We start from the raw sequence: 21,685 nt of genomic DNA on the forward strand, positions 1-21,685 counted from the left end.
GAATGGCGGTTTCCCTCGTGACGCCCCCAGTAGTGCGCCTTGTAAACAGGCAGCAGGGTAGCATCAATTATCGCCAAGACATGCAGATGGAGACACCAAGCATGCACGCCGAGATACCGGAGTCACAGCCTGATCCGCCCCAGTACGGCGCCGTCCGCACCGTACTGGTGGTCGACGACCGTCCCACCAACCGCGAATTCCTGATGACCTTGCTGGGCTTTACGCCGCACCGCCTGCTGCAGGCCAGCGATGGCGCACAGGCGCTGGCGCTGACGCGCTGTGAGCGGCCCGACCTGATCATCACGGATTTGCTGATGCCGACCATGGACGGCTATGCGTTTACGCAGGAATTGCGCAACGATCCCGCACTGAACCGCATTCCCGTGATCTTTTTCAGCGCCACCTATTCATGCCATGAAATGCATGCCATGGCCGATGCCTGCGGTGTGCGCACCGTGCTGTCGAAACCGGCCGATCCGCAAGCGATCCTCGACGCCGTCGGTTTCGAACTGGGGCTGGAACCGGAAGGCGCCGCGCCCGTCGGCTGCGGCAGCGAATGGCCGGCCGCGCTGCCCCCGCTCATACCGGCGGCGCCGGCAGACGATGCCGCCGTCCGGCACGGCGCGCCGGACGATGATGCCGCGCTCCCGGCCAGCGGCGGCGCGGACGCCATGGATGCCATGATCCCCGCCCCGGACAACGGCGCCAGCGCGCCACCGGCCATCACCGACGAACTGGTGGCGCTGGGGCTGCGCCTGGGCAGTGAACGCGATGGCGCCGCCTTGGCCGCCGCGTTCACGGAAACCGCCGCCCACATCTTGCCGACCGAATGCATCGCGCTGTGCCTGCTGGACGCCCAGGAACAGGTGGTGCAGCACCTGGTGACGCACGGTGTCGATCCCGCCGTGCTCAGCGGCCACGCGCTGGACCGCGCCGCCCTGCCCGGCTGCCTGCTCGACGCCACCCGGCTGGTGCGCCGCGCGGCGCCCAGCGGCGCGCTGGACGATTTGCCGCCCGGCCATCCACCGGTCCGCAACCTGCTCGGCATGGCGCTGCGCGACCGCTACAACCTGTATGGCTGGCTGTATTTCGCCGGGCGCCGCAACCAGCCGGAATTCACCGAACAGGACATGCAGACCGCGTCCACCCTGGCGGCGCAACTGACGGTGGCATATTACAGCCTGAACCTGTACCAGGTGGTGCAGCGCCACGCGGCGCAGCTGCAACTGGAAGCAAGCGCCCGGCGCGACGCCGACGTGGCGTTGCGCGCCAGCGAAAACCGCTACCGCGCCATGAGCGAATCCGCGCCGGACGCCATCGTCACCCTGGACCATGATTTGCACGTGCTGCACTTCAACCGCGCGGCCGTCGCCATGTTCGGCTATACAGAAATGGAAATGCTGGGCCAGAGCGTGATGCAGCTGATGCCGGAGCGCTACCGCAACAAGGCGCGCATCCGCTATGAACAGTTCCGCCGCACCAACGAACCGTATTACAGCGGCCGCGTGGTGGAAGTGCACGGGCGGCGCAAGAGCGGCGATGAATTCATTGCCGAACAGTCGCTGTCGATCGTGCACGTCGACGGCAAGCAGATTTTCACCGCCATCCTGCGCGACACCACACAGCGGCGCCAGATGGAAAGCCGGCTGCGGCTGTCCGCCATGGTATTCGACAGCACGCAGGAAAGCATCACCACCACCGATGCCGACTGCAATATCATCGGCGTCAATCCCGCGTTCGAACAAATCACCGGCTACAAGGAACGCGAAGTACTGGGGCGCAACCCCAGCCTGCTGCGCTCCGGGCGCCATGACAGCGCGTTTTACCGCGCCATGTGGGCCAGCCTGGAAAACACCGGCCAGTGGCGCGGTGAAATCTGGAACCGCCGCAAGAACGGCCAGGTTTACCCGGAACGCATGGGCATTTGCGCGGTGCGCGACCCGCACGGCAATATCAGCGCCTATGTCTCGGTCTCGTCCGACATCAGCGCGCTGAAGGAAGCGCACCACCAGCTGGACTTCCTGGCCAACCACGATCCCCTCACCCTGCTGCCGAACCGCAACCTGCTGAACGACCGGCTGCAACTGGCCATGGCGGCGGCCGAACATGACAGCGCGCTGGTCGCCATCCTGCTGTTCAATATCGACCGCCTGCAGCGCATCAATGACAGCATGGGCCACGATGCCGGCGACGCGCTGCTGCAGGAAATGGCGCGCCGCCTGAACCGGATCGTGACGCCGGGCGACACCCTGGCCCACCTGGGGGCGGACGAATTCGCACTGATGCTCACCAAATGCAAGCAGGTCGACGACGTCATCGTGGCGGCGCGCCAGCTGATGGAAGAAATCGCCCGCCCGGTGCACCTGCAGGGCCAGGACGTCTACGTGACAGCCAGCGTCGGCATCAGCATTTATCCGCGCGACGGCGCCAGCGCCAGCGCGCTGCTGATCGGCGCGGACGTGGCGCTGTCGCACGTGAAGGAGGCGGGCCGCAATGGCTTCCGCTTCTTCACCGGCGAAATGAATGCGCACGCGCAGCGCTTCATGTCGCTGGAAACCCATTTGCGGCATGCCATCGAACGCAACGAACTGACCCTGCTGTACCAGCCGCAAGTCTCGCTGTCCGATGGCCGCATCAGCGGCATGGAAGCCCTGCTGCGCTGGCACAGCCCGGAACTGGGCATGGTGCCGCCGTCCGATTTCATTCCGCTGGCGGAAGACACCGGCCAGATCATCGCGATCGGCGCCTGGGTACTGCAACAGGCTTGCACACAAAACAAGGCATGGCAGCAGGCCGGCCTGGTGCCGCTGCCGGTCGCCGTCAATGTGTCGGCGCGCCAGCTCTCGGCCGGCAACCTGCCCGCCACCGTGCGCACCGCGCTGGCCGCCAGCGGGCTGGCGCCGGAGTGCCTGGAAATCGAACTGACGGAAAGCATCATGATGCAAGATGCCGAAGCCGTGCAGGCGCAACTGGCTGAACTGGCGCACATGGGCGTCTCGGTGTCGCTGGACGATTTCGGCACCGGCTATTCGTCGCTGGGCTACCTGTCGCGCTTCACGCTCGACAAACTGAAAATCGACCAGACCTTTGTCCGCAATATCACGTGCGAGCCGCGCAGCGCCGCCATTGCGCAAGCCACCATCGCGCTGGCGCACGGGCTGGACCTGGTCGTGGTGGCCGAAGGCGTGGAAACCACCGGCCAGCTGAATTACCTGCGCAGCATCGGCTGCGACAAGATCCAGGGTTATCTGTTCAGCAAACCGCTGACGGCCCAGGACTTCGCCGCGCTGCTGCGCGAAGGCCGCACCCTGATGCAGGAAAACCTGGCGCTGGTGCCGGCCCGCACCCTGCTGCTGGTGGACGACGAGCCGGGCGCCGCCTATGCGCTGGCGCGGCTGTTCCGGCGCGAAGGCTACCGCATCCTGGTCGCCCACAGCGGACGCGAAGCGCTGGAGATGCTGGCCACGCAAGAGACCCAGGTAATCGTCACCGACCAGCGCATGCCGGACATGCAGGGCGCGGAATTCCTGGCCCGCGCCCGCGACCTGTATCCGCACACGGTGCGCATCCTGCTGTCGAACTATGTGGACTCGAAAGCCATGACGGACGCCGTCAACCGCGGCGCCATCTACAAATGCCTGTCCAAGCCGTGGGACGACGCGGAATTGAAAGCCGCCGTGCATGCGGCCTTCCGGCTGGCCGAACAGGGCGAGCGGCGCACCGGCTAGCCATCCCTGGCGATAACGCAGCTATACCAATTTGGCATACAAAATGCGCGTAATGGCATAGTTCCGGCACCCCGCTGCGCCGGTGAATCCGGCATAGTGTGGGCTTCCCTCCGTGACTTGACGTAACCTGCCGCCGTGACTGCACAAACCTACACTCCCCGCCTGCTGTGGCAACTGGGCGCCGAACTGGGCGAAGGCCCGCTTTGGCTGCCGGAACAACAGCGCCTGTACTTCGTCAACCTGATCCCCGGCGTGCTGCACGCGCTGGACGCCGATGGCGCCACGCACAGCTGGCAGTTGCCAACGTCGATCTGCTGGATCGTGCCGCGCCTCGATGGCAACGGTTTCATGGCTGGCCTGAAAGACGGCATCGTACGCCTGTGGCTCAAGCCGGAATTGCACGTCGAATACCTGCACCAGCCGGTGCAAGACCGTCCCGGCGTGCGCTTGAACGACGCCAAGGCCGATCCGCACGGCCGCCTGTGGGCCGGCACCTTGAACGGCGACGATAAAAGCCGGCCGGACGGCCAGTTGTTCCGCCTCGATCCGGACGGCACGCTGCAGGTGGCGCTGGACGATTACCGCATCTGCAATGGTCCCACCTTCAGCCCGGACGGCAAGACCATGTACCACAACGACAGCTTCATCGACCGCACCTTTGCCTACGATGTCCACGAGGACGGCAGCCTGGGCCCGGCGCGCCTGTGGAAGACCTATGGCGGCGAACAGGGTTCGCCGGACGGCATGACCGTCGATTCGGAAGGCTGTGTCTGGGTCGCCCAGTGGGGCGGCGGGCGCGTCTGCCGCTACAGCCCGGAAGGCGAATTGCTGGCCACCGTGCGCCTGCCGGTGTCGCAGCCCGCTTCGTGCGTGCTGGGCGGACCGGATTACAAGACCCTGTTCATCACCACCGCCTGGGAAGGCCTGGACGCCGGACAGCGCGCCCGGGAGCCGCTGGCAGGCGCCCTGTTCGCGGTGGAAGTCGAGGTGGCCGGCGTGCCCCCTGCCCGCTACGGCCGCCCGTAACCACCACCCGTTACCTCAAAATCCGTAGGGCGGTTTTGCCGAGGGCAAAGCCGCCATGCCCGCATTCCCCCAAAGTCAAACCGCAACAGCGCCGCCCTGCGCGCCACATGCACTTCCCGCATTAGCATAAACGTCACCGCCGCATAACGATACACAGTCGTCCGGCATATGCTTGCGCGATCATATTCGTTCCCCCGCCAGCCCGCCCTCCCTACACTCGGCATCACCAGCTACTCATTACCTGTCATGACAGGTCAGCAGATGCCGAATGAACTCTTGAAATCCGACTGGCTTGCGCCCGCCGCCGCGTCCCCGGTGCCACTGCATGCCCAGCTGCGCGAACGCCTGCGTGAACGCATCCTCGACGGCAGCTATGCGGTGCACGCCCAGCTGCCGCCGGAGAGCACCCTGGGCACGCTGTTCGGCGTGTCCCGCATCACCGTGCGCCAGGCGCTGGGCGACCTGCACAAGGAAGGCCTGATCTTCAAGGTGCCCGGCAAAGGCACCTTCGTCGCCAAGCCCAAGGCGTTCCAGCAGCTCTCCCAGCTGGAAGGCTTTGCGCAAGCCATGGCGCGCCTGGGCCACAGCATCCGCAACGTGGTGACCAGTCACACCAGCGTGGCGGCGGACGCCACGGTGGCACAGCAACTCGACCTGGCCAGCGGCACGCTGGTGTCGGAAATCCGCCGTATCCGCTGCCTGAACGGCGATCCGCTATCGGTGGAAGTGACCTACCTGCCGCTGCACATCGGCGAACGGCTGCGCGGCGCCGACCTGGCACAGCGCGACATTTTCCTGATCCTGGAAAACGACTACGGCATCGCGCTGGGCCATGCCGACCTGCGCATCGACGCGGTGCCGGCCGACGCCGGACTGGCTGGCTCGCTGCAGGTGGCCGAAGGCAGCGCGATCCTGCGCATTGAACGGCTGACCCACAGCACCGGCGCCGACGGCAAGGCCGTTCCGCTGGACTTCGAATACCTGTACTTCCGCGGCGACGCCTTCCAGTACCGGCTCCGCCTTCACAAGCAATGACAAGCACAAAGAGACACCACCATGCAAACTATCACTGAAACAGTCGACGTCCTGGTCATCGGCGGCGGCACCGCCGGCCCGATGGCCGCCGTCAAAGCCAAGGAAGCCAACCCGCAGCTTCGCGTCCTGCTGCTGGAAAAAGCCAACGTGCGCCGCAGCGGCGCCATTTCCATGGGCATGGATGGCCTGAACAATGCAGTGGTGCCCGGTTTCGCCACCCCCGAACAATATGTGAAGGAAATCACCACGGCCAATGACGGCATCGTCAACCAGGCCACCGTGATGGCCTACGCGCAGGGCAGCTTCCCGATGATCGAAGAACTCGACAGCTGGGGCGTGAAATTTGAAAAGGATGAAAACGGCGACTACGCGATGCGCAAGGTGCACCACATGGGCACCTATGTGCTGCCGATGCCGGAAGGCCACGACATCAAGAAAGTGCTGTACCGCCGCCTGAAACGGGCCCGCGTGGAAATCACCAACCGCCTGGTCGCAACCCGCTTGCTGACCGCCGCCGATGGGTCGATCGCCGGCGCCATGGCGTTTGATTGCCGCACCGGCGACTTCCACGTGATTCGCGCGAAAACCGTGGTGCTGGCCACCGGCGCGGCCGGCCGCCTCGGCCTGCCATCGTCCGGTTACCTGTTCGGCACCTATGAAAACCCGACCAATGCGGGCGACGGCTACAGCATGGCGTACCACGCGGGCGCCGAATTGTCGGGCATCGAGTGCTTCCAGATCAACCCCTTGATCAAGGATTACAACGGCCCCGCCTGTGCCTATGTCACCGGTCCGTTCGGCGGCTATACCACCAACGCCAAAGGCGAACGCTTCATCGAGTGCGACTACTGGAGCGGCCAGATGATGCAAGAGTTTTATAACGAACTGCAAGGCGGCAACGGCCCGGTGTTCCTGAAACTCGACCACCTGGCGGAGGAAACCATCAGCACCATTGAAACCATCCTGCACACCAATGAACGGCCCAGCCGGGGGCGCTTCCACGAAGGGCGCGGCACCGACTACCGCACCCAGATGGTGGAAATGCACATCTCGGAGATCGGCTTGTGCAGCGGCCACTCAGCCTCCGGCGTGTGGGTCGATGAACACGCGGCCACCACGGTGCCGGGCCTGTACGCGGCGGGCGACCTGGCCTGTGTGCCCCATAACTACATGCTGGGCGCCTTCGTGTACGGCAAGCTGGCCGGGGAAAGCGCGGCGCAGCGCTGCGCCAGCATTGGCTTGCCGGAGATCGACCAGGCACAGATCGACACCGAGCGCGAGCGGGTCTGGGCGCCGTTGCAGCGCCAGGATGGTTTGCCGCCGCAGCAGGTTGAATACAAGCTGCGCCGCATGGTCAACGATTACCTGCAGCCGCCAAAGGTCACGCGCAAGATGGAGCTGGGCCTGGCGCGCTTCGAAGCCATCCAGGCCGACCTGGACCGCATGGTGGCCACCAATCCGCATGAACTGATGCGGGCCATGGAAGTGCACGCGATCCGCGATTGCGCGGAAATGGCGGCGCGCGCATCGCTGTACCGCACCGAAAGCCGCTGGGGCCTGTACCACAACCGCGCCGACTACCCGGGACGCAATGACGATGAATGGTTCGTCCATGTGCAGCTGAAAAAGACCGATGGCCAGATGGCCTGCTTCAAACGCCCGATCGCCCCGTACATCGTGCCGCTCGACGATGAAGAAAAAACCGCTTACCAGCGCCTGCGCGTCCAGCGCAGCGCACCGGCGCAGCCAGCTGGCGCCGGCAAGGAAGACACTCCGGCCGCATTGGCTGCCTGAACGCTTGAAAGGAACCATATGACCACCGCTTATATCCCGGCCAGCGTGCCGGTCCGCGTCAACGATGACCTGTGCATTGCCCACAAGGGTTGCACGGTCTGCGTCGACGTCTGCCCACTCGACGTGCTGGCCATCGATATGGTCAAAGGCAAGGCCTACATGAAGTACGACGAATGCTGGTACTGCATGCCGTGCGAGAAAGATTGCCCGACCGGCGCTGTCACGGTCGATATCCCCTACCTGTTGCGTTGATCAATCAATATAAAAGGAACCGCCATGCTGAAAAAACTGTTGCCCCTGCTGCTGTCCACCCTCGTTGTATCGGTATCCGGCGCGGCCCATGCGGAAACCATTCGCATCGCCATCGGCACCCAGGACACGACCATCAATTGCGCCACCGGCGGCTTGATCATCCGTGAATTGAAATTGCTGGAAAAATACCTGCCGAAAGATGGCAAATACAAGGACGCGCAATACGACATCCAGTGGAAAAACTTCACGTCCGGCGCGCCGCTGACCAATGAAATGGTGGCGGGCAAGCTCGATATCGGTTCCATGGCCGATTTCCCCGGCTCCTTCAATGGCGCCGCCTTCCAGAAAGCCGGCCGCCAGAGCCAGTTCATCACGGTGCTGTCGGGCAGTACGCAAGGCAGCGGCAATGGCATCGTCGTGCCGAAAGCGTCGAACATCCAGTCGCTGGCTGAGCTCAAGGGCAAAACCATTTCCGTCCCCTTCGCTTCGACCGCGCACGGCATGTTGCTGCGCGCCGTGAAAGCCCAGGGATGGACACCGGACCGCGACATCACCATCGTGACGCAGGCGCCGGAAGTCGCCGGCTCCGCGCTGCAAGCCAACAAGATCGATGCCCACGCCGATTTCGTGCCGTTCGCCGAACTGTTCCCGCACCGTGGTTATGCGCGCAAGATCTATGACGGTTCGCAAGCCAATGCCCCGACCCTGCATGGCAGCCTGGTTGATACCGACTTCGCGAAAAAATATCCGGAAATCGTGGTCGCCTTCCTGCGCGCCGCGATCGAAGCGGACCGCCTGGTGGCGAACGAGCCGGAAAAATACAGTGAGCTGATCGCCAAAGTCACGGGGATCGAAGCGGAAATCAATTACCTGTTCCACGGCCCGCTGGGCTTGCAGACGCGCGATTTCACGTGGAAGCCCGAGTACCGCCAGGCGGTGCAGACGTCGATTGAAACCCTGCGCCTGATGAAGCGCACGGAAACCGACCTCGATCCAAAAACCTTCATCAACGACCAGTACCTGCGCACGGCGTTCCAGCAAGCCGGCATCAACTATGAAGCGCAACTGAAGCATTACGGCCGCCATCCGCTGGTGGCCAAGGATGCGCTGACCGGCAAGGCGATTACCGATTTCAAACAGGTGGCGCAAGTGTGGGTCGACGGTGAACCGCTGGTGCGCAACTACGCCACGGCCACCACGGCATTTGCCGAGCTGGGCAAGCTGGAAAAGTCCGGCAAGAAGGTGCGCGTGGTGTATACGCATGACCGCAACACGGGCTTGAAACTGCTGGCCGAAGATGCATGGTTCGTGACGGGCAAGAGCGACGTCAGCAGCTTCCTGCAAAAGGATGCGGCGCAAGCATGGGCGAAAAAGAACGGCGGCAAGGTGCTGGACTTTAACGCGGTCAAGACCGGCGCATAAAACAGCAACCACAGAGGAACCTCGGAGGAACTCATGAGCAATTCAGCCGCATCGACCGCGCTGCCTGGCGCCCGCGCGGGCCACGCGGCCGGCGCCGACGAAGCACGCGCAACGCACCGGCACACCGGACAGCCGCACTCCGCCGCCATGTCCGCCTCGGCCAGCGCGCGGCATGGCGGCGCCGGTGCGGCGCCCGCCGCCCTGGCCGGGCAGCGGGCAGTGGCACTGCTGCTGCGCGCCGCGTCCCTGGCGTTCTGCCTGCTGGCGTGGCACTGGGCGTCGACCCGCAAGCTGGACCTGGGATTGATCACCTTTGGCAATGTCCCGGCGCCGCTGGAAGTGCTGCAAGCGGCATGGGACTTGCTGCAATCGCCGCTGCTGGCGAAACACGTGGGCGCCAGCGTGGCCCGCGTGTTTGGCGGTTTCATCGCCGCCGCCGTGGCGGGCGTGGTGCTGGGCCTGGCCATCGGCCGTTCGCGCCGCGTGGCCGACATCCTGATGCCGCCGCTGGAAATGCTGCGTCCCATCCCGGCCGTGGCATGGATCCCGCTGGCGATATTGATGTTCCCGTCGTCGGAAATGTCGATGGTGTTCATCACATTCACCGGCGCCCTGTTCCCGATCCTGCTCAATACCGTGCATGGCGTCGAACAGATCGATGCGCGCCTGCTGGCCTCGGCCCGCAGCCTGGGCGCCAGGCGGCTGGCGCTGTTTGCCGAAGTGGTGCTGCCGGGCGCCGCGCCCGGCATCGTCACCGGATTGGCGATCGGCATGGGCACCGCGTGGTTTTGCCTGGTGACGGCGGAAATGATTTCCGGCCAGTTCGGCATCGGCTATTACACCTGGGCCTCGTACACGGTGCAGAACTATGCGGACATCGTGGTCGGCATGCTGTTCATCGGCGTGTTCGGCATGGGCAGCAGCGCCCTGATCCGCAAACTGGGCGCACTGGCGACTCCCTGGAAGGAAGACAAATGACAGCCAATATCACCACCTTGCGCGGCGGCGTGAACATCGACCGCCTGCATATCACCCTGGGCCAGGGCGCCCGCGCGTTCGAAGCGGTGCAGGATGTCTCGATCGATATCGCGCCGGGCGAATTCATCTGCCTGCTGGGGCCTTCCGGCTGCGGCAAATCCACCTTGCTGGGCGCACTGGCCGGCCACATTCCCGCCAGCGGCGGGAGCATGACCGTCGACGGCGACGCCGTCAGCGGGCCGCATCCGGACCGTGGCCTGGTGTTCCAGCAACACACTTTATTTCCATGGAAATCCGTGCTGGCGAACGTGGCGTTCGGCCTGAAAATGCAAGGTGTGGCGCGCAAGGAACGCGAAGCCCGGGCGCGCGAGCTGATTGCACTGGTGGGACTGGAAGGCTTTGAAAAGCATTATCCGTCGCAACTGTCGGGCGGCATGCGCCAGCGGGTCGAAATCGCCCGCGTGCTGATCACCCATCCGCGCGTGATGCTGATGGATGAACCGTTCGGCGCGCTCGATGCGCAAACCCGGCTCATGATGCAGCACCTGCTGCTCGATGTCTGGGCACGCATCCGCACCACCATCGTGTTCATCACGCACGACATCGATGAAGCGCTGTTCCTGGCCGACCGCATCTTCGTCATGAGCCCGCGCCCGGGGCGCATCGTCGAAGAATTGCAGCTGGACCGCGAACCGGTTTTCGACCGGCCGCGCAGCGCCGATCTCGTCACGTCGCCGGAATTCACCCGCCTGAAACGGCATTGCCTGGACTTGCTGCATCCGGAAGCCCACCCGCAACCGCTGGCACGACTGAGCCCATTGGGGCCGCCGATCGAACAATTACAAAGGAAGACCGCATGACCACCCTGTTACACGACGACCCTGAACTGCTGGCGCGCCTGCAATCGGCCGACAGCGGCATCCGCCGCCTGGCGCTGCTGGAACTGGCCGACTTCGCCGACGACGGGCATACGCCGCTGTTCATCGCTGCCCTGAGCGATGCGGACGCCGACGTGCGGCTGGAAGCTGCGCGTGCGCTGGAAGCGCTGGAAAGCCCGCAGGCGGCCCACGCGCTGGCGCTGGCGCTGGATGACAGCAACTCCTCGGTGCGCGACGCCGCCGCCCAGGCGCTGTCGGAGTTGAAGCAGCCAACGTCGGCCCTGCCGCTGCTGGCGCTGTTGCTGCCCCAAGCCGGCGCCGACGCGCCCCAGTGGACACCCGGCGCCCGCGCCGCCCTGCTGCGCGCCCTGCGTGAACTGCGCGCTCCCGGCAGCCTGGAACCGGGACTGCTGGCGCTGGGCGACGCCGACGCCACGGTGCGGCGTGAAGCGGTGGCCGTGCTGGGATGGCTGAAACATCCGTCGGCGCTGGCGCCGCTGGGCGTCATCGCGGGCAACGATCCGGCGCAGGAAGTGCGGCGCGCGGCGGTTGGCGCGCTGGGGTTTGCCAACGATACCAATGTGGCGGTGGACGCGGTGCGCTCCGCGCTGCTGGCCGGCCTGGTCGACGTGTCGTGGCAGGTACGGGAAGAAGCCGCCGGTGTGCTGGGCAAGCTGGCCACAACGGGCGCCGGCGACGCCCTGCTGCCGTTGTTGAACGACCCTTACTGGCAGGTGCGCCTGCGCGCCGCGCGCAGCCTGGGACGCTTGCGGCACGCCCCGGCCGTGGCGCCGCTGGCCGAGGCACTGAAAAACCCGGTGGCCAACTTGCGCAAGGAAGCCGCGCTGGCGCTGGGGGAAATCCGGCTGCCGCAAGCGCTGCCGGCGCTGGCCACGGTGGCGGACGATCCGGATCCGGAGGTGCGGAAATCGGCCCGCCTGGCGATCCGCCAGATCCAGTTGCAAGCGGACGCGCAGGAGGTGGCATGAACATCACCAGCCTGCGCAACGACAAAACCGGCCACGCGCTGGAGCTGGGCCTGGACGATGGTGCCACGGTATTGATCAGCCATGCGGCGCTGCGCGCCGGATGCCGCTGCTCCGGCTGCACGGCCGCACGGCGTGCCGGCAATGCGCCGGCGCCCGCCGCCGGCATCGCGCTGGAACAAATTACGCCGGTCGGCGCCTATGGCGTGCAACTGACGTTCAGCGATGGCCATGACCGTGGCATTTACCCGTGGCAGCAGTTGCTGGAGTTGGTGGAAATGCAAGCAGGGCAAGTGGCATAAGGGGAAACATCAGGAAGGAGGGCAGCCGCCGCGGTGGAGGGATGGCGGCAAAAATGGTATAAAGGCGGCATGTCGAGCAAATCCCCTCCTCCCGTTCCTCCTGAATCCACCGGCGCCGAGCAGGAAGCCGCGCCCCGGCGGCGCGGGCGTCCCGCCAAGAGCGAACAGGATAGCCTGCGGGGAGAATTGATCCGCAAATCCGCCCACCTGTTCCGCACCCAAGGCTACGACAACACCACCGTGCGCGATATCGCGGCGGCGGCCGGGATTCATTCCGGCAGCTGGTTTTATCACTTCAAGTCCAAGCAGGAAATCCTGGCCGCCGTGATGGAACACGGCATGCATGAGTCGCTGGCGCGCATTGAAGAAATCGCGCCGCACACCTTGCCGCCACGCGCCGCCTTCCAGCGGCTGGTGGAAGTACACCTGCATACGGTGCTGGCGCCGAACCATGATTTCATTCCCGTGCTGCTGTATGAATGGCGTTCACTGGACCAGCCGTCGCGCGAGCGCATCATCAAGCTGAAAGACCGCTATGAAGCCGTATGGGATGAAGTCATCGCCCGGCTGCACGCGTCCGGCGAGTGGGCCATGCCAACCCGCCTCGACCGCTTGCTGATGTTCGGGGCGCTGAGCTGGACCGCCCAATGGTACAAACCCGGCCGCACCTCGCTGGAAGACCTGGCGGCGCAAGCCGTGCAATTCATCCTGCGCACCCCGGCCCGATCCTGAACACAGGCATCCCACTGGCTTTCCGCTGAGCTACAATGTCAGTGTGGCGCAATTGCGCCGCCCTGGAGGAACGCCATGCGAATTGCCATGCCGGGCCGCTTGTGCCGCACACTGGCGGCCATCCTGCTCCCGTTGACCTGGTCCGCGCCCTGCGCGGCACAGGCCACACCTGCGCTGCCGCCCGGCTTTCCCGCCACGGTCCACCTGGCGCGCGGCATCGACGATCCCATCATCGATTATTCCTCCATCATCGTGCGCGAAGCCTATGCGCGGCTGGGCATCACCGCCACCGATGAAACGCCGTCCGGCGAACGCTCCCTGCTGGCGCTCAACGCCGGCCAGTACTTCGGCGATATCGTCCACATCCAGGGATTCGAACGCCTGTATCCCAACCTGGTGCGGGTACCGGTCCCCGTCATCACGTATTACGCGATGGTGGTGACCGACGGGCGGCTCTTGCCGGTCAAGACCTGGGCCGACCTGGAGCACTACCGCGTCTGCATCAAGCGGGGTGTCAAATCCATTGAGATGAAGACGCAGAAGGTGCCGCGCCGTATCGTCGCTACCGAATATGCGCCACTGTTCCGCATGTTGCGCGTGGGCCGCTGCGAAGTGGCGGTGGTGCCGCAAAGCGCGTGGCTGCAGCCGGAGCGCTATGAAATGAAAGGCTTGCGCACACTGGAGCCGCCATTGCAAAGCTGGCCGCTGTATCACCACGTGCACGATTCCAACAGCGCCATTGTGCCGCTGCTGCAGCGCGTGCTGCAAGACATGGCCAGCAGCGGCTACCTGGAGCAACGGCAGGCGGAGTATCAGCGGCAGCTGGAAAAGGCCCAGCGCGAGGCGGGTATTACTGGGCGCTGACAGCTGCCGCAGCGGTAACCGTCGCCAGCAACTGGCCGGGGATGGCTTGCTCCCCCACGGTGACATGCACCGCTTCGAGCACGCCGTCATAGGGCGCCAGCAGGCTGTGTTCCATCTTCATGGCTTCGATCACCGCCACCACCTGCCCCGCCTTGACGGCGCTGCCCGGCGCCGCCGGCAGCGCCGCGACGCGCCCGTTCATGGGCGCGGCAATCCGGCCCTGCGAAACACCGGCGGCGCGCCTGCCGGCGGCAGCCGAGGGCGCCACGGCGGCGACGTGGTCGGCATCGCCCAGCATGACGTACACACGCCCCTGCGCGGCAACCCATGCCAGCGCTAATGGCAAGCCGTCCACCTCGACGCGCCATGCGCCAGGATGGCGCGGCTCCAGGCGCAACCGGCGGCCGCTCGCATCCCATTGTTCCACGCCGGCCTGGCGCAGAGGCACGTCGCACGGTTCCCCATCGAGCACCATGCGCCAGATGCGGCTGCCCATGGCGCTATTGGACCAGCCCTGCAATTCCCGCGGCCAGCGCGCCACGTTGGGCCGGGCCGCTGGCTGTGCCTGCTGCTTCGCAAGCAGCATGGCGGCCACGCAGGCGACCGGCGCGGGCATGCCGCTGCCGGCGCGGGCACCGGCGCCATCCGGCGCGGCGGTACGATCCGGCGCCAGCAAACTGTCCGCCCGGCGCACAATAAAGTCCGTGGTGGCCAGGCCACCGGCAAATTCACTGTCCGCCACACAGCGCGCCAGGAAAGCCCGGTTGCTGGGCACACCCAGCAACACGGTTTCACCGAGCGCCTGCCGCAAGCGGCGCAGCGCATCGGCACGGCTGGCGCCATGGCTGACGATCTTGGCCAGCATGGAGTCGTAATACGGCGGCACCACCACGCCATCGGCCAACGCATGGTCGCAGCGGATATCACCTGGCGGCTGCCAGCGCAGCACCGTGCCGCTTTGCGGCAGGAAGCCGCGCCGCGCATCTTCGGCGCACAGGCGCACTTCGATCGCATGCCCGCCCGCCGCCCGCCGCGCATCAAGTTCGTCTTGCCGCAACGGCAGCGCTTCACCGGCAGCGACGCGCAATTGCCATTCCACCAGGTCGAGGCCCAGCACGGCCTCCGTCACCGCATGCTCCACTTGCAGGCGCGTATTCATTTCCATGAAGTGAAAGCCGCCCTGCGCATCGAGCAGGAATTCCAGCGTGCCCGCGCCCCGGTAGCCAATGGCGTGCGCCGCCGCCACCGCCACCTCGCCCATGTGCGCGCGCAGCGCCGCATCCACCGCAGGCGACGGGGTTTCTTCAATCAGTTTTTGATGGCGGCGCTGTACCGAGCAATCGCGCTCCCCCATATGCACCACGTTACCGTGATGATCGGCGAAGACCTGTATTTCAATGTGGCGCGGGGAAACGATGGCTTTTTCCAGGATCAAACCGGCATCGCCAAAGGCGTGCAGCGCTTCGGAACGGGCCGCCGCCAGCGCCGCCGGCAAATCCGCCGCCGCATCCACCATGCGCATGCCGCGCCCGCCGCCACCGGCCGATGCCTTCACCATCACGGGAAAGCCAATCCGGCCGGCTTCCCCGGCCAGCCGGCCATCGGACTGGTCATCGCCATCGTAGCCGGGGATGCAAGGCACGCCCGCCGCGCGCATCAGTTGCTTGGCGCCCGCCTTGCAGCCCATCGCCGTGATCGCCACCGGCGGCGGGCCGATGAACACCAGTCCCGCGTCAAGACAGGCTTGCGCAAAATCGGCCCGCTCGGCCAGGAAGCCATAGCCGGGATGGACCGCCTGCGCACCGGTACGGCGCGCGGCGTCCAGCAGCGCCGCGATATTCAGGTAAGAGTCCGCCGGTTGCGGGCCGCCAATGCGCACCGCCCTATCGGCCGCCAGGCAATGCGGCGCGCCCGCGTCGGCATCCGAATAGACCGCCACCGTGCGATAGCCGAGACTGCGCGCCGTGCGCATGATGCGCAGTGCGATTTCGCCCCGGTTGGCGACCAGGATCGTATCGAAGACAGTCATGCTTTGCGGCCCGGCAGGATGTCCATGTATTTGCAGATAATGCCCAGCATGACTTCATCGGCGCCGCCGCCGATCGACGTCAGGCGTCCGTCGCGGTAAAAACGCGAGACCGGATTATCGAGCGTAAAACCCATGCCGCCCCAGAACTGCATGCAGGTGTCCGGCACCTGGCGCGCCAGCCGGCCCGCTTTCAGCTTGGCCATCGACGCCAGCTCCGTCACGTCCTGCCCGGACACATACAGGCCACACGCGCGGTACAGCAAGGCGCGCAGCGCTTCCACTTCGGTCTTGAGTTCGGCCAGCTTGAAATGCACCCATTGCTGGTCCAGCACCGAAGAGCCGAACAGCTTGCGTTCGCGCGCGTACTCGATGGTTTGATCGATGCAATTCTGCGTGGCCTGCACCATGCTGGCCGCGCACCACATGCGCTCTTCCTGGAATTGCAGCATCTGGTAAGTAAAACCTTTTCCCTCGTCGCCGATGCGGTAGTGCTGCGGCACGCGCACCTCGTCGAAATGAATCAGCCCCGTATCCGACGAATTCATGCCGATCTTGCGGATCTTCTTGCCAACGGAAATACCGGGCGTGTTCATCGGCACGATGATCAGCGACTTGTTGCGGTGCGAAGGATCGTCGGACGTGTTGGCCAGCACGCACATCCAGTCCGCCTGCAGGCTGTTGGTGATCCACATCTTGCTGCCATTGATGATGTAATCGCCGCCTTCCTTGCGCGCCGTGGTTTTAATGGCCGCCACGTCGGAGCCGGCCGACGGTTCGGACACGCCGACACAGGCCACCATGTCGCCGCTGATGGCGGGCGCCAGGAATTGCTCGCGCAGCGCGTCCGAACCAAAGCGCGCCAGCGCCGGCGTGGCCATGTCGGTTTGCACGCCGATCGCCATCGGCACGCCGCCACAGTGGATATGGCCCAGGGTTTCCGCCATCACCACCGAATACGAGTAATCCAGGCCCATGCCGCCAAACGCGGGCGGCTTGCACAAGCCGAGCAAACCGAGGTCCCCCATTTTCCTGAACAATTCCCTGGCCGGGAAAATTTCCGCCGCTTCCCATTCATCGACATGGGGATTGATTTCCTCATCGATGAAGCGCTTCAGGTTACGCTGCAGTTCCTGGTGTTCGTGCGTTAATTGCATGATGGTCTCCGTTGTCTTTAAGGCCGCGCCACACCGAACTGCACGGGGTTGACTGCCCTGCCGCGCGCTTCGCGGCACGTCGCCAGCACCATGGCCAGCACATTGCGGGTATCGCGTGGATCGATGACGCCATCATCGAGCAGCCGGCCAGACGTATACAAGGCGCCGGTCTGCTGTTCAAACGTGGCGATCACCTGTTCGCGCATGGCGGCAATCGCCTGTGTATCGACGTCCAATCCTTTGCGGCGCATGCCCGCCTCCATCACGATGGCCATGGTGCCGGCGGCCTGCTCCGCGCCCATGACCGCCGTGCGCGCATTGGGCCAGCTGAAGCAAAAGTCGGGAAAAAAGCCGCGCCCCGACATGCCGTAATTGCCCGCGCCAAACGACGCGCCGCAATGCACGGTCACACGGGGCACATTGGCATTGGCCATGGCCTGGATCATTTTCGAACCGTGCTTGATCATGCCGGCCTGCTCATACGCCTTGCCCACCATGAAGCCGGTGGTGTTTTGCAGGTACACCAGCGGCGTGCCGGACTGGCAGCACAGTTGGATGAACTGGGTGGCCTTGTTGGCGCCGGCCGGGTCCAGCGGCCCGTTGTTAGTGAGGATGCCGATGCGCATGCCGCAAATGGCCGCGTGGCCCGCCACGGTGGCCGGGCCGAAATCGGGTTTGAATTCCAGGAAGGCCGAACCATCGACGATGCGCCCGATCACTTCACGCATATCGAGCGGCTTGCGCTGGTCCAGCGGGGCCAGTCCCGGCAATTGTTCGGCATCGAGCAGCGGAGCCGGGTATGCCGAATGCGCCGTGCACAGCGGCGCCAGGTCGCGGTTCCAGTCCAATGCCGCCACCACCTGGCGCGCCAGCGACAAGCCATGGGCATCGTCATCGGCCACATACTCGGCCAGGCCGGACACGGCCGCATGCATTTCCGCACCGCCCAATTCTTCTTCGCTGGCGATTTCACCGGTGGCCGCTTTCAGCAGCGGCGGACCGGCCAGGAAGGCTTTGGCCTGCCCCCGCACCATGATTACATAGTCGGACAGGCCCGGCATGTAAGCGCCGCCCGCCGTGCTGGCGCCATGCACCACGCTCATCACGGGCAAGCCGGCGGCGGACAGACGCGCCAGCCAGTAAAAACCGCTGCCGCCATGAATAAAGGTTTCAACCTTGTAGGACAGCAGGTTGGCGCCGGCGCATTCGACCAAATGGATGAAGGGCAGCTTTTGCTGCAAGGCGATCTGCTGCGCGCGCTGGAATTTTTCAATGCCCATCGGTTGCACCGCGCCCGCATCGATACCCGAGTCGTCCACCACCACCATGGCGCGCACGCCTTCGACAAAACCGATGCCGGCGATCAGGCCGCCGCCGGGCACGGAACGTTGCAGGTCGGGATGGTCGAGCCCATAGCCGGCCAGGGTCGACAATTCCAGGAACGGTGCGCCGGCATCGAGCAAATGCACCAGCCGCTCACGTGGCAGCAACTGGCCGCGCCGCTCGAACAGCGGACGGGCGGCATTGGATTTATCGCGGGTACGCTGTTCCAGCACGCGCACCTGCTCGAGCTGCGCCAGCAGCGCGGCGCGGTTGGCGTCATGACAGTCCGCCATCATGCGTCTCCATCCCCCAGCACGCGCGGCGTGGCCGCCAGGTGGAAGCCATTGAACGGCGCCAAAGGCCGCGTCGGCTTGACCATTGGCATGCCGGGGCGCACATTCGGCCGCCCGCCATCGACGCGCAAGGTGGTGCCGGTGATGAAAGCAGCCGCCGGCGACAGCAGGAACACGATGGCGGCGGAAATTTCCGCTTCAGTGCCGAAGCGCTGCAGCGGCAGCGTGCCGGGGAAGGCGCGGATGGTGTCGCGCATGGCGGGTGGATACTGGTCCATGCCGGACGATGCGATATAGCCCGGCGCCACCGCGTTCACGCGCACACCGTATTGCGCCCATTCGAATGCCGCGGTTTCCGTGAAACTCACCATGCCCGCGCGCGCGGCGCCGGAATGCCCCATGCCCGGCATGCTGCCCCACATGTCGGCCACGATATTGACGATCGCGCCCCCGCTGTTGGCCATGCTCTGGTTCAGGCATTCGCGCGCCATCAGGAAACCGCCCGTCAGGTTGGTTTGCACCACGGCTTCCCAGCCCTTTTGCGAAATATCCTTGAGCGGCGATGGGAACTGGCCGCCCGCATTATTGACCAGGCCCGCGATGGCGCCATGTTCCGCCACCAATTGCGCCACCAGCGCCTGCACCGCCGCTTCATCGCGGATATTGCACGCATAGGTGTCAGCGCGGCCGCCCACCGCCGCGATTTCCGCCTGCACCGCGATCAGCTTGTCTTCGTTGCGGCCCACCAGCGCCACCGCCGCGCCGAGTGCCGCCAGTTCATGCGCGGCGCAGCGGCCGATGCCGCTGCCGCCCCCGGTCACCACCACCAGTTGGCCGTCGAACAGGCCGGGCTTGAATACGGAACGATACATATTGTTTACTCCATCGAATAATCCGGGGGAAGCCGCACCGGCATGGACAGCAGGATTTGCGCCATGCCTTTGCCGAGCGGGTCGTTGCGCAGCGACGCCATGCCGCCGCCATCGAGCGCCTGTTCGCAAACGAAATTGAATGCGTGAATGCCCGGCAATTCATAGCGGGTCACGGGGCCTTTGACCAGCGGCGCCAGCCAGCTGGCCACGGCCTCGGTGGTCAGCAAGGTGCGCAGCAGCGGCACGTCTTGCGGGCGGCGGGCGATCACGCCGATGTTGGAAATATCCCCCTTGTCGCCGCTGCGGGCGTAGGCCAGGGCGATCAGGGGCACGGTACCGGCCGGCGCCATGGCCATGGCCATAGCCATCGCCGGCCCCGCCGCGCCGCCTGCAGGGTGGTGTGCCAGGACGTCACCACCGTCGCGCCCATCGCCGCTGTGCTGCACGCTGGCGCCGGCGGGCGCGGCGCGTACCGCATCCGGCGCCGGCGGCGTGCCTCCGGCATCGACCTCGGCTGCGCCCCCTTGGCCATCCAACAGCACCACCCGCGCCGCCACCCGCGCCTTGTCGACATAGACCGCCATTTGCCGCACCAGCGGCGCCACCGCAGGCCGTCCGGCGGCGCCCGTGGTGCCGGGCGCCCACGAGGTGGCGGCCGGCGCAATTTCACGGGCAAACAATTCCAGTGCGCGGCGGTCGCGATGCGCCACGGCCAGCCACATCACGGCTTCAAAACCCGTCCCGGTGGGCTGCGGCCCATACGGTTTGGCGCCGCCGAGAATGTCGGTATACGCCGCCGTGTAGTCGGCCATGCCCAGCCGGGAAAACATGGCGCGCGTGCGCTGCAAGACCGCATCGGCCGTGCGTTGCGCCTTGGCGGCGGCGTCGAAGCCGATCACCGTCAACTGGCCGGCGCAGCGCCAGCCATCGATGTACGTCACGCACACCTTGTACGAGGCGGGCGGCGGCAACCCGCGTGCGCCCCGCACTTCAACCGCATGCTCGCCCACCTGCGCCAGGGTCACGCCAGTGAAGTCGCACGTCACATCCGGCAACAGGTAACGGGCCGGATCGCCTGTCTCGTACAGCAATTGTTCAGCCACGGTGGCCGGTGTCACCAGGCCACCGGTACCGGGTGGCTTGGTAATGGTGAACACGCCGTCGCGGCGGCATGCAATGATGGGATAACCGCTGTTGGCCCAATCCGGCACCGCTTCCCAGTCCGTATGCAAGCCGCCCACGCCCTGGCAGCCGCATTCAATCAGGTGCCCGGCCAGGCTGCCCGCCGCCAGCAAGTCGTAATCGTCCATCGACCAGCCAAAGGCATGCAGCAGCGGCCCCAACGTCACGGCGCTGTCCACGCAGCGCCCCGTGATCACCACCTGCGCGCCCGCATCCAGCGCCGCCTTGATGGGCAAGGCGCCCAGGTAGGCATTGGCGCTGGCCGGCTGCGCCGTGAGCGCCGATAACGCCGGCGCGTGTTCCCGCAACTGCGGCATCAACGGCAACACATCATCGCCATCGACCACGGCGACTTTGACCGCGACGCCCAGTTCCTGCGCCAGCGCCAGCAAGGCCTGCGCGCAGCCGTGGGGATTGACGCCACCGGCATTGGCGACGATGCGGATACCCTGCACCAAGGCCGGCTTCAATACCGCGCGCATGGCCACCGTGACGAAGTCGGTCGCATAGCCGGCGCCGGGATCCTTGCCGTGCGCCTTGGCCAGCAATCCCATCGTCAGCTCGGCCAGGTAATCGAACACGAGAAAGTCAAGCGCGCCCGACTGAACCAGCTGCACGGGGCCGGTCATGCTGTCGCCCCAGAAGCCGGACGCCCCGCCGATCCGCACTGCATCGCGCATCACGTTGTTTTCCATGCCAACCCTATTCCATGACCCTATCCGTTCAAAATATTAAAGCAAACGATTTATTAAATCAAACAGTGATTGCATGTAGTCAAAAATGCCACAGTGGACGGTAATGGCGCCATGTAGAATGGCGTGCAAGAATGATTCCA

General features: G+C 65.4%; 17 protein-coding genes. 12 read left to right on the forward strand and 5 right to left on the reverse strand.

The genetic code is table 11. The features are described 5' to 3' along the window. The first annotated feature begins 101 nt into the window (after positions 1-101). From AC1RRC_RS17290 to AC1RRC_RS17345, 12 genes are all read left to right on the forward strand, one after another. Positions 102-3,728, forward strand: a complete 3,627-nt coding sequence (locus AC1RRC_RS17290) for an EAL domain-containing protein (RefSeq protein ID WP_493056754.1) — start codon at positions 102-104, stop codon at positions 3,726-3,728. Between the two features lie 135 nt (positions 3,729-3,863). Further along, positions 3,864-4,754 (forward strand): SMP-30/gluconolactonase/LRE family protein, encoded by an 891-nt coding sequence (locus AC1RRC_RS17295; protein ID WP_493056755.1) that lies wholly within the window; start codon positions 3,864-3,866, stop codon positions 4,752-4,754. A gap of 261 nt (positions 4,755-5,015) precedes the next feature. Next, positions 5,016-5,789 (forward strand): GntR family transcriptional regulator, encoded by a 774-nt coding sequence (locus tag AC1RRC_RS17300; protein ID WP_493056756.1) that lies wholly within the window; start codon positions 5,016-5,018, stop codon positions 5,787-5,789. Positions 5,790-5,810: 21 nt separating this feature from the next. Next, a complete protein-coding gene (locus AC1RRC_RS17305; protein WP_493056757.1) occupies positions 5,811-7,583 on the forward strand; it encodes a fumarate reductase/succinate dehydrogenase flavoprotein subunit in 1,773 nt (590 codons plus the stop codon). An 18-nt stretch (positions 7,584-7,601) separates the two neighbouring features. Then, complete coding sequence (locus tag AC1RRC_RS17310; protein ID WP_154373745.1) at positions 7,602-7,835, forward strand: 4Fe-4S dicluster domain-containing protein; 234 nt, start codon at positions 7,602-7,604, stop codon at positions 7,833-7,835. 24 nt (positions 7,836-7,859) lie between these two features. Beyond that, positions 7,860-9,257 carry an ABC transporter substrate-binding protein gene (locus tag AC1RRC_RS17315; RefSeq protein WP_493056758.1) on the forward strand — a complete coding sequence of 466 codons (1,398 nt, stop codon included), beginning with the start codon at positions 7,860-7,862 and terminating at the stop codon, positions 9,255-9,257. Between the two features lie 147 nt (positions 9,258-9,404). After that, a complete protein-coding gene (locus AC1RRC_RS17320) occupies positions 9,405-10,235 on the forward strand; it encodes an ABC transporter permease (RefSeq protein WP_493056930.1) in 831 nt (276 codons plus the stop codon). Next, complete coding sequence (locus tag AC1RRC_RS17325) at positions 10,232-11,095, forward strand: ABC transporter ATP-binding protein (protein WP_493056759.1); 864 nt, start codon at positions 10,232-10,234, stop codon at positions 11,093-11,095. Before AC1RRC_RS17320 ends, AC1RRC_RS17325 begins: the two co-directional genes overlap by 4 nt. Then, positions 11,092-12,102 (forward strand): HEAT repeat domain-containing protein, encoded by a 1,011-nt coding sequence (locus AC1RRC_RS17330; RefSeq protein WP_493056760.1) that lies wholly within the window; start codon positions 11,092-11,094, stop codon positions 12,100-12,102. Before AC1RRC_RS17325 ends, AC1RRC_RS17330 begins: the two co-directional genes overlap by 4 nt. Beyond that, on the forward strand, positions 12,099-12,401 hold the full coding sequence (locus AC1RRC_RS17335; protein ID WP_493056761.1) for a DUF971 domain-containing protein: 303 nt from the start codon (positions 12,099-12,101) through the stop codon (positions 12,399-12,401). The genes AC1RRC_RS17330 and AC1RRC_RS17335 overlap by 4 nt, the downstream gene beginning before the upstream one ends. A 69-nt stretch (positions 12,402-12,470) precedes the next feature. Continuing rightward, positions 12,471-13,133, forward strand: a complete 663-nt coding sequence (locus AC1RRC_RS17340) for a TetR/AcrR family transcriptional regulator (protein ID WP_493056762.1) — start codon at positions 12,471-12,473, stop codon at positions 13,131-13,133. Between the two features lie 75 nt (positions 13,134-13,208). After that, a complete protein-coding gene (locus AC1RRC_RS17345; protein WP_493056763.1) occupies positions 13,209-13,997 on the forward strand; it encodes a substrate-binding periplasmic protein in 789 nt (262 codons plus the stop codon). Here AC1RRC_RS17345 and AC1RRC_RS17350 read toward each other — a convergent pair. From AC1RRC_RS17350 to AC1RRC_RS17370, 5 genes are read right to left on the reverse strand one after another with little or no spacing between them, the layout of a single operon-like run. Next, positions 13,984-16,026 carry an acetyl/propionyl/methylcrotonyl-CoA carboxylase subunit alpha gene (locus AC1RRC_RS17350; RefSeq protein ID WP_493056764.1) on the reverse strand — a complete coding sequence of 681 codons (2,043 nt, stop codon included), beginning with the start codon at positions 16,024-16,026 and terminating at the stop codon, positions 13,984-13,986. The genes AC1RRC_RS17345 and AC1RRC_RS17350 overlap by 14 nt on opposite strands. Beyond that, positions 16,023-17,180 carry an acyl-CoA dehydrogenase family protein gene (locus AC1RRC_RS17355; RefSeq protein ID WP_493056765.1) on the reverse strand — a complete coding sequence of 386 codons (1,158 nt, stop codon included), beginning with the start codon at positions 17,178-17,180 and terminating at the stop codon, positions 16,023-16,025. The genes AC1RRC_RS17350 and AC1RRC_RS17355 overlap by 4 nt, the downstream gene beginning before the upstream one ends. Positions 17,181-17,197: 17 nt before the next feature. Further along, positions 17,198-18,799 (reverse strand): acyl-CoA carboxylase subunit beta, encoded by a 1,602-nt coding sequence (locus AC1RRC_RS17360; RefSeq protein WP_493056766.1) that lies wholly within the window; start codon positions 18,797-18,799, stop codon positions 17,198-17,200. Then, positions 18,796-19,668 (reverse strand): SDR family oxidoreductase, encoded by an 873-nt coding sequence (locus tag AC1RRC_RS17365; protein WP_493056767.1) that lies wholly within the window; start codon positions 19,666-19,668, stop codon positions 18,796-18,798. Before AC1RRC_RS17365 ends, AC1RRC_RS17360 begins: the two co-directional genes overlap by 4 nt. Before the next feature lie 5 nt (positions 19,669-19,673). Continuing rightward, the gene (locus tag AC1RRC_RS17370; RefSeq protein WP_493056768.1) at positions 19,674-21,545 is read right to left on the reverse strand and encodes an acyclic terpene utilization AtuA family protein; all 1,872 of its coding nucleotides are present in this window, start codon (positions 21,543-21,545) and stop codon (positions 19,674-19,676) included. Positions 21,546-21,685 lie beyond the last annotated feature (140 nt).

This window comes from Pseudoduganella sp. GW821-FHT12E03 (genome assembly GCF_058807115.1).